The 11,305-nt window shown below is 67.9% G+C and carries 10 protein-coding genes and 1 tRNA gene; 3 read left to right on the top strand and 8 right to left on the bottom strand.

Annotated features, from left to right (window positions below; genetic code table 11):
• Nucleotides 1-79: 79 nt before the first annotated feature.
• Both H490_RS30975 and H490_RS19070 read left to right on the top strand, forming a co-directional pair.
• A complete protein-coding gene (locus tag H490_RS30975) occupies nt 80-847 on the top strand; it encodes a single-stranded DNA-binding protein (RefSeq protein ID WP_017883007.1) in 768 nt (255 codons plus the stop codon).
• 91 nt (nt 848-938) lie between these two features.
• Entirely contained in the window at nt 939-1,583 is a 645-nt protein-coding gene (locus H490_RS19070; RefSeq protein WP_017883006.1) for a hypothetical protein, read from the top strand.
• Between the two features lie 22 nt (nt 1,584-1,605).
• Here H490_RS19070 and H490_RS19065 read toward each other — a convergent pair whose 3' ends face one another.
• The 5 genes from H490_RS19065 to typA all read right to left on the bottom strand — a co-directional run bounded on the left by H490_RS19065 (nt 1,606) and on the right by typA (nt 6,124).
• A complete protein-coding gene (locus tag H490_RS19065; RefSeq protein WP_031289637.1) occupies nt 1,606-2,787 on the bottom strand; it encodes a tyrosine-type recombinase/integrase in 1,182 nt (393 codons plus the stop codon).
• A gap of 4 nt (nt 2,788-2,791) precedes the next feature.
• Nucleotides 2,792-3,031 carry a helix-turn-helix domain-containing protein gene (locus H490_RS19060; RefSeq protein ID WP_031289635.1) on the bottom strand — a complete coding sequence of 80 codons (240 nt, stop codon included), beginning with the start codon at nt 3,029-3,031 and terminating at the stop codon, nt 2,792-2,794.
• A gap of 191 nt (nt 3,032-3,222) precedes the next feature.
• Nucleotides 3,223-3,299: transfer RNA gene (locus H490_RS19055), tRNA-Pro, on the bottom strand.
• A gap of 340 nt (nt 3,300-3,639) precedes the next feature.
• Nucleotides 3,640-4,005, bottom strand: a complete 366-nt coding sequence (locus H490_RS19050; RefSeq protein WP_017883003.1) for a GntR family transcriptional regulator — start codon at nt 4,003-4,005, stop codon at nt 3,640-3,642.
• Nucleotides 4,006-4,219: 214 nt separating this feature from the next.
• Nucleotides 4,220-6,124, bottom strand: coding sequence for a translational GTPase TypA (typA, locus tag H490_RS19045; RefSeq protein ID WP_017883002.1), 1,905 nt, complete (start codon nt 6,122-6,124; stop codon nt 4,220-4,222).
• A 151-nt stretch (nt 6,125-6,275) separates the two neighbouring features.
• On the opposite strand from typA, the gene H490_RS19040 reads away from it, so the two are divergent.
• Nucleotides 6,276-7,463 carry a multidrug effflux MFS transporter gene (locus tag H490_RS19040; RefSeq protein WP_041205002.1) on the top strand — a complete coding sequence of 396 codons (1,188 nt, stop codon included), beginning with the start codon at nt 6,276-6,278 and terminating at the stop codon, nt 7,461-7,463.
• A gap of 79 nt (nt 7,464-7,542) precedes the next feature.
• On the opposite strand, the gene H490_RS19035 is transcribed toward H490_RS19040, so the two are convergent.
• From H490_RS19035 to H490_RS19025, 3 genes are read right to left on the bottom strand one after another with little or no spacing between them, the layout of a single operon-like run.
• Entirely contained in the window at nt 7,543-9,264 is a 1,722-nt protein-coding gene (locus H490_RS19035) for a dipeptide ABC transporter ATP-binding protein (protein ID WP_017883000.1), read from the bottom strand.
• A complete protein-coding gene (locus H490_RS19030; RefSeq protein ID WP_017882999.1) occupies nt 9,261-10,244 on the bottom strand; it encodes an ABC transporter permease in 984 nt (327 codons plus the stop codon). The genes H490_RS19035 and H490_RS19030 overlap by 4 nt, the downstream gene beginning before the upstream one ends.
• Nucleotides 10,237-11,163 carry an ABC transporter permease gene (locus H490_RS19025; protein ID WP_017882998.1) on the bottom strand — a complete coding sequence of 309 codons (927 nt, stop codon included), beginning with the start codon at nt 11,161-11,163 and terminating at the stop codon, nt 10,237-10,239. The genes H490_RS19030 and H490_RS19025 overlap by 8 nt, the downstream gene beginning before the upstream one ends.
• Nucleotides 11,164-11,305 lie beyond the last annotated feature (142 nt).

Here is an 11,305-nt window from a genome sequence, read left to right as displayed (position 1 = left end):
CGCTCGGGAGACCGCACCTCGGCGCCTCCTCTACGATCCCGAATGCCACATCCTCGACGACCAAGGAGACCAGCACACCATGAGCATCAAGACCCAGCAGTCGCTATCCGGCTTCTTCATCAAGGACCTCAACCTGCGCAAGTCGAACAGCGGCACCCCGTACTTCACGGCTCGCGTCGGGCAGCACCAGTTCGCTTCCGACGGGCACGGCGGCTTCACGCAGACCGGCACGGAGCGGTTCAACATCGTCCAGTTCGGCAAGGCCGCGGAACGAAGCTTCAGCCAGTTCCGCTCAGGCGACAAGTTCGTTGCCGAGGGGTACGTCCGCGATACCGAATACACCAAGCGCAACGGAGAGACGGTCTCGGCCCAGGAATTCGTCGTCAAGAAGATCGGGCACGACACCGGCTGGACCAAGTACAGTGTCGAGCGCCCCGAACCCCAGAGTCCCGCAGTCGAAGAAGAGGCCGTCGGCACCGGCATCGAACCCGACGCCTCCGCCGACCTCGGTGCGGCGATCGACGCCGCGGAGCCGGGGCCTGGCCTCGGCGACCCGGACGGCGCCTTCGTGCCGGATCAGGAGCCGCAGACGCTCGAGGGGAACGGCGCGGCACCGCAGCCCGAAGACCGACTCTCGCTGCCGCCTGCACCGCCGGAAGGGCCGCAGCCGCAGGCAAGCCCAGTGCAGCAGCAGCCCCAGCAGCAGACGAGCCCGGTGCCGCATCAGCAGCAGCCCGCCGAAGTGGCTACCGCTGCGCCTGCCGGCCCTCAGCTCGCGTCGATCCCTTCGAACGGCCTCGCGGCCCGGCCCGATCCGGCGATGGCCGCACCGCACCTCGCGCGGTGAAGCGATCCCCCCCCCAGCTGTCGGCGGTGGCCGCCATTCCTCCCTTCGGCCACCGCCGACAATCATTTCCGTCATCGATGAGGAGTTCTTCATGAGTGCCGATCCAGAACAAACGTGGGAACCGATTGCGCTCGACGACGAGCCAGATCCGGAGGACCTGGCCTTCGAAGCCGAGCTAGCGAAGGACCCCGCCGAAGACGACTCGGAACCCGACGATACCTCCGAGTCCGCCGACCCAGCCGACAATGTCCCCGATCCTCCCGCGCCGATCAACTGGGACCATCTCACGCCCGAACAGGCGAGGGCGGAATGGAATGCTCTGAACGAATGGGTCCACGGTCTCCGTATCCGGTTCGCTCTGCCGCCGGCGGTGATCCCACCTTTCTGGCACCGTCACGAGGAGATGCTCTGGCAAATTTCTGCGCTTCACACGCACTATCTCGGCGCCTACCATCCGCATCAGGATGGATCGGCCCCGATGGGATGGCTCGCCGATTTCGAGACGTTCAAGGAGCGGATGCGAGAACTCGTTGCCGTCAGCGGCACGAGAATCGACCGGGATCGCCCCACGAGGCAGACGGTCTGGCCGGGCGAGCCTCCGATCGATGAAGCAAGCGAGATTCGCATCGCTGACCGTGAGGCCGACTTCAAGGCGTGGGTCGAGGCCGATGTCGCTCGACGCACTGCGCTGGAAGAGGAGTTCCTGCCGCACGAGGGCGAAGGCGCCGAGTGGTGATCTGTCCCTGGCCGCCGCGTTCTCACGGCGTCCCCCCGAACACCTGCTCCAACAGTTCCGCGGTGCGGGGATTGACCATCTCGTTCCGGCGGATGTAGTGCTGGATCGTGATTCGCGGATCGGTGTGGCCGAGCAGCTCCGCCGCGAGTTCGACGCTCGCCTGCTCGTTGATCGCCGTGGCAACCGTTCGTCGGAACATGTGCGGAGTCACGCCGTCGATTCCGGCCATGGACAGTACATGTCGAAGCTGGCGCCTGACGTTGTTCGTGGTGAGCGGCGTTCCTTCCCGGCTCCGGAAGAGCAGAGCGTCGGGCGAGGGGTCATCGAGACGCGCGAGGCGGCGGCGCACGGCTTCCGCTGCGAATGCGGGGATCGCCACGGTGCGACTGGATCGTGCGGTCTTGGGGTGGTCTTGCCGCATGGTGGGCTCGCCTCGATGGCTCACAATGGTGCCGGAGATCCGGATCGAGGGCACGGCACTCGTGACGTCGATATCTCGACGTCGGATCGCAAGAACCTCGCCGATGCGGGCGGAAGTCCCGAGCATGACCTCGACGATGGTGCTGAGTTGCCCATCCGGCTTGGGACCGGGGACCGGCCTTCCCGATTCCCAGAACGCGATCGCGATGCGGATCACGTTCACTTCGGCGGGCGTCAGCGCGTTCGGGGCGGATTCCGGCTTACGCAGCTGGGAAACATGATCCATGGGGTTGCGAGGCAGCACCTCGTGGCGCACAGCCAGGCCGAGCGCGAGTCTCAGGACTACCCGTGCCTGCCTGGCGCGGTTGTAGCTCTGCCTCGAGAGCTGCTTCAGGAAGTGATCGCAGCGAGCAACTCCGATCTCGCGCAGGGTGAGACTTTCAAACGCCGGAAGCACCAGCGTGCGCATGTTCCGTTCGTACAGCTGCATCGTGCGCTTGGAGACCCGCCCTTCGAGTTCGAGATCTTCGAGCCAGTAGGCGACGAGGTCCGGAAAGGGGCTGTCGGGAGTGAGGATGGAGGACGTCGGCTGGAAGAGGCTCCGCTCGGCGAGCTTCGCTTTCAGTGCCCGCTCGGCCGCTCTGCGTCCTTCGCCTGTTGCTTGGACGAGGCGGGATTTGCCGTCCCAGTCGCGATAGCGAGCGCGGGCGACGGTACGCCCGCTCGGGCTCGAGAGGAAGCCGATCTCACCGAAGGTACCGATGGTCAATCGCTGGCGGCTCATCGCTTCACCGCCCCTCTGCGGCGGTCGGCGCTTCGGTGTCGCGCTGCTCCTCGGTCCACTTGCGCACATCGGAGACGGCGAACTTGAGGTGTTTGCCGAAGCGATAGGCTCGCGGGCCGAGGCCGCGGGTGCGCCAGTCGTAGATCGTGGAGACGGGCACACCGAGATAGGTCGCCAGTTCCTGCACGTCCATCAGGGGCTCCAAGCCCCAGGGGTTGTCCGCGGTCAAGTGTTCGTTGTCCATGCCAGAGAGGCGGCCCGACGACGTCACACGGATCGGCAATGATCGGGAGGAACCTCTGCGGGATCGTCGGTTCGAGCTGGCGTAGCTCGTGCAATGCCGCACGTTCGAGGTCAATGTGATGGGTTATTGATGACTGGATCAATTTGCACAACCTAAAAAGTCGTGGAAACTCTAGAGTTTCCACGACTTCTTGGTCGGGATGACAGGATTTGAACCTGCGACCCCGTCGTCCCGAACGACGTGCGCTACCAAGCTGCGCCACATCCCGATTTGCGTTTTCACGCGAGCTTTACTCTAGCGTGTTTCGGCGTCGGGCGAAAATCGGCGCGACCCGTGACCTGCCCGCGCAAGCCGGCACCCCGGCGGGCCGGGCCGATGTCTCACTCACTCATCCACTATCGCGTCGGGCGCGTCTTCACCGCCGATGACGCGCAGCCCTGGGTCGAGTCGCTGCTGGTGCACGACGGGAGGATCTCCGCACCGGCCTGCGTATGGGGCGCAACGCGAAGCGTACGGGCGGCGGGGCCCCGAGCCGGCTTCGCGGTTCTCGAAGTCGACCCGGTCGCCGACAGGCCCGGGGCTCGGTCATCGGAGCGCGCGAAGCGCGCTCATCCCAGCGCCCGGCGCACCTCGCCCACGATCGCCTCGGATCCGAACCCGAGCGCCCGCATCCCCGCCACGTACGCCGACACCAGTTCGGCCGCCTGCGCCTGCACTGCGTCGTCGGCGGGCGCGACCGGGGCCACGATCGTGCCGTTGCGCCCCCGCGTGATGAGGTATCCCTCGGTCTCGAGCTCACGGTAGGCGCGCGCCACGGTGTTCGGCGCGAGCTCGAGATCCGCCGCGAGCCGCCGCACCGGCGGCAGCTTGGCGCCCGCGGGCAGCCGCCGGGTCATGATCCGGTCGATCAGCTGCCGTCGCAGCTGCTCGAACGGCGGGCGCGGATCCGCGGGATCGATGCTCAACTCGCTCACGCCGGCTCCTCCGATTCGGGCGACACGACGGTGATCCGGATCACGATGCCCATCGCCGCCCCCTTCGTCGCGCCGTCATCCACACGGTAGTGACGCGACCGGGCGACGTCAATCCCGAGCCCGCGCCGCCACACCAACCCCGGACATGCGCGAGGGCCGCCGCCCTCCCCGGATCGGGGAACGGGCGGCGGCCCTCAGACGCGAACCGCGGCGGCTACTTCTGGTTCTTGAGGCGCGACGCCGCGCGAGCGCGCAGCGAGGCCTCGAGCTCGACCTTGCGGATGCGCACGTTCTCGGGCGTCACCTCGACGCACTCGTCCTCGCGCGCGAACTCGAGGCACTCCTCGAGCGTGAGCCGGCGCGGCGGGGTCATCGACTCGAACGTGTCGGCCGTGGAGGAGCGCATGTTGGTGAGCTTCTTCTCCTTGGTGATGTTCACGTCCATGTCTTCGGAGCGCGAGTTCTCACCGATGACCATGCCCTCGTAGACCTCTTCGGTCGGCTGCACGAAGAAGCTCATGCGCTCCTGCAGGTTGATGATCGAGAACGGCGTCGCTACGCCCGCGCGGTCGGCCACGATCGAGCCGTTGTTGCGGGTGGTGATCACACCGGCCCACTCGTCGTAGCCGTGGGCGATCGCGTTCGCGATGCCGGTGCCACGGGTGATGGTCATGAACTCCGAGCGGAACCCGATGAGGCCGCGCGACGGCACGATGAACTCCATGCGCACCCAGCCGGTGCCGTTGTTCACCATGTTCTCCATGCGGCCCTTGCGCGCCGCGAGCAGCTGCGTGATGGCGCCGAGGTGCTCCTCGGGGGTGTCGATCGTGAGGTGCTCGTAGGGCTCGTGCTTCTTGCCGTCGATCTCGCGCGTGACCACCTGCGGCTTGCCGACGGTGAGCTCGAAGCCCTCGCGGCGCATGTTCTCGACGAGGATCGCGAGCGCGAGCTCGCCGCGGCCCTGCACCTCCCAGGCGTCGGGGCGTCCCGTGTCGACGACGCGCAGCGACACGTTGCCGATGAGCTCGCGGTCGAGGCGGTCCTTGATCATGCGGGCGGTGAGCTTGTGGCCCTTGACCTTGCCGACGAGCGGCGACGTATTGGCGCCGATGGTCATCGAGATGGCGGGCTCGTCGACCGTGATGGTCGGCAGCGGACGCACGTCCTCGGCGTCGGCGATGGTCTCGCCGATCGTGATGTCCTCGATGCCGGCGATCGCGACGATGTCGCCGGGGCCGGCCTTCTCGGCCGGGAAGCGGGTGAGCGCCTTGGTGAGCATGAGCTCGGTGATGCGCACGTTCTGCACGGAGCCGTCGTGCTTCACCCAGGCGACGGTCTCGCCCTTCTTGATCCAGCCGTGGTGCACGCGCAGCAGCGCGATGCGGCCGAGGAACGGCGAGGAGTCGAGGTTCGTGACGTGGGCCTGCAGCGGGTGCTCGTCGTCGTACTGCGGGGCGGGCACGCGCTCGAGGATCGTCTCGAAGAGCGGCTCGAGGTCGGGGTTGTCGGGCAGCGAGCCGTCGGCGGGGCGGCTGTGGCTCGCCGCGCCGGCGCGGCCCGAGAGGTAGACGGTCGGCACGTCGAGCACGGCGTCGACGTCGATGTCGGGGTGGTCCTCGGAGAGGTCGGATGCGAGGCCGAGCAGCAGGTCCTGCGCCTCGCCCTCGACCTCCTCGATGCGCGCATCGGGGCGGTCGGTCTTGTTCACCGCGAGGATCACGGGCAGGTGGGCCTCGAGCGCCTTGCGCAGCACGAAGCGGGTCTGCGGCAGCGGGCCCTCGGAGGCGTCGACGAGCAGCACGACGCCGTCGACCATCGACAGGGCGCGCTCGACCTCGCCGCCGAAGTCGGCGTGTCCGGGGGTGTCGACCACGTTGATGACGATGGGGCCGTTCTTCGCGTGGGCGCCCTCGTAGGTGATCGCCGTGTTCTTGGCGAGAATGGTGATGCCCTTCTCGCGCTCGAGGTCGTTGGAGTCCATGACCCGGTCGTCGACCTCGGCGTGGGCGTCGAAGGAGTTGGTCTGACGCAGCATGGCGTCGACGAGGGTGGTCTTGCCGTGGTCGACGTGTGCGACGATGGCGACGTTGCGGAGGTCTTCGCGGGTGGCGAGAGCCATAGAGGTGTGGTCCTAACGAGACGAGCTGAGCGTCGGCACGGCAGGAGGCCGGGTGGGGCGCGATTCGCGGGGTCACCGATATAAAGCCGACGTATTATTTTATCTGATCGCAGGCGGTTGCAGAACACCTAGATCGTATATGATCGACAAGATGACCGCTCGCGACCGACTCACCCCCGGGCTGCTCGCGGTGCTGTCGTTCCTGGCCGCGGTCGGCCCCTTCGCCACCGACATGTATCTCGCGTCGTTCACGTCGATCGCGGCGAGTCTCGGCGCCGCCCCCTCGTCGGTGCAGCTCACCCTCACCGCGTTCCTGCTCGGCATGGGTCTCGGGCAGCTGCTGCTCGGCCCGCTCTCGGACCAGTGCGGGCGCCGCCCGGTGCTCGTCATCGCTCTCGCGGTCTTCGCCGCCTCGAGCGTCGCGATGGTGTTCTCGCCGAACATCGCCGTCTTCGTGGCGCTGCGCGGCCTGCAGGGCGTCTCGGGTGCGGCCGGCGTGGTCGTCTCGCGCGCCATCGCCGTCGACCTCGCGAAAGGCGCCGACGCGATCCGCGCCATCAGCCTCATCGCGATGTTCGTCGGCCTCGGCCCGCTCCTCGCGCCCCCGATCGGCGGCGCGATCCTCACGGTCGGCGACTGGCGCGCGGTGCTCGCATCGCTCGCCGCCATCGCCACCGCGATGTTCGCGCTCGCGCTGATCCTCGTGCCCGAGTCGCTGCCGCGCGAGAAGCGCGCCGCCTCCGGCGTGCGCACCGCCGTGCACCACTTCGGCATGCTGCTCGGCAACCCGCGCTTCCTGCTGCTCACCTGCGTCTTCGGTCTGGGCTTCGGCAGCATGATGGCCTACATCTCGGCGTCGCCCTTCGTGGGGCAGACCATGCTCGGCATGCCCCCGTTCCTCTACTCGCTCGCCTTCGCTGCGGGTGCGCTCGCGATGATCCTCGCGAACATGACGAACGCTCGTCTCGCCGGCAAGGTGCCGGCCGCGCGCATGCTGCTCATCGGCAGCACGCTCTCGCTCGCGGCGGGAGTCACCCTCACCGCCTCGGCGGCCACCGGGACGATGACGCCGCCCCTCTTCATCGTGTGCGCCTTCGCCCTGACCGGTGGCACGGGGCTCATCATGTCGAACACGAGTGCGCTCGCCCTCGGCCTCGCCGACGCGGCCCGGGGCGCCGGATCCGCGCTGCTCGGGGCGAGCCAGTTCGCCGTGGGCGGCCTCGCGTCCCCGCTCGTCGGCGCGTGGGGCGAGCACACCGCGCTGCCGATGGCGGTGTTCGTGCTGGCGGCGTCGGTCCTCGGCGGCATCGGCGTGCTCGTCTACCGCCGCGGCGCCTGAGCGGCCCGCCGCGCGCCGGGTACGACGAAGGGGCGGATCGGCTCCGGCCGACCCGCCCCTCGCTCCGCGGAACCCGAACTCAGCTGACGCCGAGCTCGATGTGCGCGCCCGGGATCGCGGCGAGCAGGTTCTTCGTGTACTCCTGCTGCGGGTTCTCGAAGACCTCCTCGGTCGTCGCCTGCTCGACGATGCGCCCCTGCTGCATCACGCACACGCGGTCGGCGATGAGCCGCACCACCGCGAGATCATGCGTGATGAACAGGTAGGTGAGTCCCAGCTCCTGCTGCAGCTCGGCGAGCAGGTCGAGGATCTGCGCCTGCACCAGCACGTCGAGCGCCGAGACCGCCTCGTCGAGCACGAGCACGTCGGGCTTGAGAGCGAGGCCGCGCGCGACCGCGACGCGCTGCCGCTGTCCGCCCGAGAGCTCGTTCGGGTAGCGCGTTGCGAGCTCGCGCGGCAGCGCCACCTGGTCGAGCAGTTCGAGCATGCGCGCCCGCCGGCTCTCGGCGTCGCCCACGCCGTGGATCTTCAGCGGCTCCATGATCGTGTTGCCGATGTTGTGCAGGGGATCGAGGGAGCCGTACGGATCCTGGAAGACCGGCTGCAGGGTGCGGCGCAGATCGAACAGCCTGCGCCCCGAGATGCCCGCGACGTTCTGGCCGGCGATCCGGATCTCTCCGGAGCTCGGCTTCTCGAGCTGCAGCACCATCTTCGCGATCGTCGACTTGCCCGATCCCGACTCCCCCACGAGCGCCAGGGTCTCGCCGCGGTTCACGGTGAACGAGGCGTCGGACACGGCGTGGAAGTCTTCGAAGCCGAAGCTGCCCTTGCGGATCTTGTAGACCTTGCCGAGCCCCTGCACCTCGATCATCGGCTCGCCGTGCTTGACGGCCGGCTTCTCCTCTTCGGCGAGCGCCGCGAGGTCGAATGACTCGGTGGGCGCCGGCGGCAGGTCGGCGTCGGAGCCGATGCGTCGCGACGCGAGGCTCGGGGCCGCCGACACGAGGCGCTTCGTGTACGGGTGCTGGGGCCGCTGCAGGATCTCGCGGCTCGGACCCGACTCGACGATATTGCCCTTGTACATGACGATCAGCTTCTCGGCGCGCTCGGCGGCGAGACCCAGGTCGTGGGTGATGAACACCACGGCCGTGCCGAGCTGCTCGGTCATCGAGGCGAGATGGTCGAGCACCACGCGCTGCACGGTCACGTCGAGCGCCGAGGTCGGCTCGTCGGCGATCAGCAGCTGCGGGTTGGCCGAGAGGCCGATGCCGATGAGCGCGCGCTGCTTCATACCGCCCGAGAACTGGTGGGGGTACTGCTTCATGCGCTGCTCGGCGTTCTGCAGGCCGGCCTGCTCGAGCACCTCGATGGCGCGCTGCTTGACCTCTTTGCGCCCCTTGGCGAGCCCGTTGGCGCGGATCGCCTCCTCGACCTGGAACCCGACCGACCAGACGGGGTTGAGGTTCGACATCGGATCCTGGGGCACGAGACCGATCTCGCGGCCGCGGATGGTCTCCATCTCGCGTCGGCCGATGCCCACGAGCTCGCGCCCGTTCCACGTCACGGAGCCGCCCGTGGTGCGGCCGGTGCCCGGGAGCAGGTTGATGACGGCGTGCATCGTGGTCGATTTGCCCGACCCCGACTCGCCGACGATCGCGACGGTCTCGCCCGGGTAGACGTCGAAGGAGATGCCGTGCAGCACCTCGTTCGGCTGCTTCTTCGTGCCGAATGCGACCTGCAGGTCGCGCACGCTCAGCAGCGGCTGCGCGCTCTGCGCGCTCTGGTGGCTGGCTGCGCTCATCGACGGGCCCTCGCCTTCGGGTCAAGCGCGTCGCGCACGACCTCGCCGAGCAGGATGAACCCCAGCACGGTGACCGTGAGCGCGAGCGACGGGTAGATGAGGGGCATCGGATCGGTGCGCAGCGAGAGCTGCGCAGCGCTGATGTCGTTGCCCCAGCTGATGAACTGCCCGGGAGGCAGGCCGACGCCGAGGAACGACAGCGTCGCCTCGGCCACGATGGCCGACGACAGCGAGAGCGTGGTGACCACGATCGCGGGAGCGAGCGCGTTCGGCAGCACGTGGCGCACGAGCGTCGCGAAGCGCGAGAGGCCGAGCGACTCGGCCGCCATCACGAAGTCGGCGTTCTTCACGCGCAGGATCTCGCTGCGCACGATGCGCGCCGTGATGGGCCACGAGAACCCGCCGATCGCGAAGGCGATCACGAGCGGGTTGCGGTAGTCGGCCATCACGCTCATCACCACGACGGCGGCGAGGATGTAGGGGATCGAGAAGAAGATGTCGCCGACGCGCGAGAGCACGGTGTCGACCATTCCGCCGAAGAACCCGGCGAGCGCTCCCATCACGGTGCCGACCACGAAGGTGATCGCGATCACGATGAGGCCCACCGACACCGAGGTCGATGCTCCGTAGATGATGCGCGCGTAGACGTCGTAGCCCTGCTTGGTGAAGCCGAGCGGGTGACCGGCGGTGGGCGCGCCGTTCGAGTTGGCGAGCGAGCTCGCACGCGGATCCACCGGGGTGAACATGCCGGGGAAGAGCGAGACGAGCGCGACCACCAGGATGATCACGACCGAGATCCAGAACATGGGTCGGCGGCGCATGTCGCGCCAGGCGTCGAGCCACAGGTTCGACTTCTTCTCCTTGATGCGCACGGCGTCGACGGGCACCACGGGGGTCTCGTCGACGGGAGCCACGAAGTGCTCGATCGGCGGGCGCGCGGCGCGCGCGGGCTGGGGCGACTGGTTCTGCGGCTCAGGCATAGCGGATCCTCGGATCGAGCGCGGCGTAGAGCAGGTCGACGACCAGGTTCACGCCGAGGTAGATGAGCACCATCACGGTGACGAACGAGACCACGGTCGCGTTCTCGCCCTTCAGGATGGCGTTGAAGAGCACGTTGCCGACGCCGGGCACGTTGAAGATGCCCTCGGTGACGGTCGCGCCGACCATCAGCGTGCCGAAGTCGGTGGCCGTGTTGGTGATCGTCGGGATGAGCGAGTTGCGCAGCACGTGCACGGGAACCACGCGGTTGCGGCTGAGGCCCTTCGCGTACGCGGTGCGCACGAAGTCCTGGTTGAGGGTGTCGATCACCGACGACCGGGTGAGGCGCATGCTCGTGGCGTACAGGCTGACGCCGAGCACGATCGCCGGCAGCAGCAGATCCTGCACCGGCGCGCCGGCGCCCACGGTGGGGCTGAACCAGCCGAGCTTCAGGCCGAGGCCGAACTGCGCGATGAAGGCGATCACGAAGATCGGAATGCTCATGAAGAGCAGGCCGATGATCAGGTTGATGTTGTCGAACATCTTGCCCTTGCGCAGGCCCGAGAAGAGGCCGATGACCACGGCGAGCACGAGCTCGATGACGATCGCCATCGCGGCGAGCTTGATGGTGACCGGGAACGTGCGGGCGAGGATCTGCGAGACCGGCTCCCCCGAGAAGCTGATGCCGAAGTCGCCGATGAAGATGCCCTTGAGGTAGAGCAGGTACTGCACGAGGAACGGCTGGTCGAGGTTGTACTGCTCGCGCACGCGCTCGAGCACCGCCTCGCTCGGCTGCTTGTCGCCGAACATCGCCGCGACCGGGTCGCCCGGCATCGCGAAGACCATGAAGTAGATCAGGAAGGTGGTTCCCAGCAGTACCGGGATCACCTGCAGCAGTCGGAAGAGGATGTATCTCAGCATGAACTGGCTCCTCCCCGCTCAGAGTGGGTTGACATGTTGCGTATTCTCTCGCAATTGTGTTGAAACGCGAAGCCGGGCACGACGGCGTGCCCGCTTCGAAGAGCTGTGGGCGCCCCGGCGGTCGGCGCCGAGACGAGACGAG

The organism is Leucobacter sp. UCD-THU, from assembly GCF_000349545.1.
Classification (GTDB): Bacteria; Actinomycetota; Actinomycetes; order Actinomycetales; family Microbacteriaceae; genus Leucobacter; species Leucobacter muris.
This window is presented reverse-complemented; position numbering and strand designations above follow the sequence as displayed.

Excerpts from the sequence above, each read along its gene's own strand:
- H490_RS19040 (WP_041205002.1), top strand. The coding sequence starts at position 6,276 with ATGACCGCTCGCGACCGACTCACCCCCGGGCTGCTCGCGGTGCTGTCG.
- H490_RS19070 (WP_017883006.1), top strand. The coding sequence starts at position 939 with ATGAGTGCCGATCCAGAACAAACGTGGGAACCGATTGCGCTCGACGAC.
- H490_RS19035 (WP_017883000.1), bottom strand. The coding sequence starts at position 9,264 with ATGAGCGCAGCCAGCCACCAGAGCGCGCAGAGCGCGCAGCCGCTGCTG.
- H490_RS30975 (WP_017883007.1), top strand. The coding sequence starts at position 80 with ATGAGCATCAAGACCCAGCAGTCGCTATCCGGCTTCTTCATCAAGGAC.
- H490_RS19025 (WP_017882998.1), bottom strand. The coding sequence starts at position 11,163 with ATGCTGAGATACATCCTCTTCCGACTGCTGCAGGTGATCCCGGTACTG.
- H490_RS19060 (WP_031289635.1), bottom strand. The coding sequence starts at position 3,031 with ATGGACAACGAACACTTGACCGCGGACAACCCCTGGGGCTTGGAGCCC.
- H490_RS19030 (WP_017882999.1), bottom strand. The coding sequence starts at position 10,244 with ATGCCTGAGCCGCAGAACCAGTCGCCCCAGCCCGCGCGCGCCGCGCGC.
- H490_RS19065 (WP_031289637.1), bottom strand. The coding sequence starts at position 2,787 with ATGAGCCGCCAGCGATTGACCATCGGTACCTTCGGTGAGATCGGCTTC.
- typA (WP_017883002.1), bottom strand. The coding sequence starts at position 6,124 with ATGGCTCTCGCCACCCGCGAAGACCTCCGCAACGTCGCCATCGTCGCA.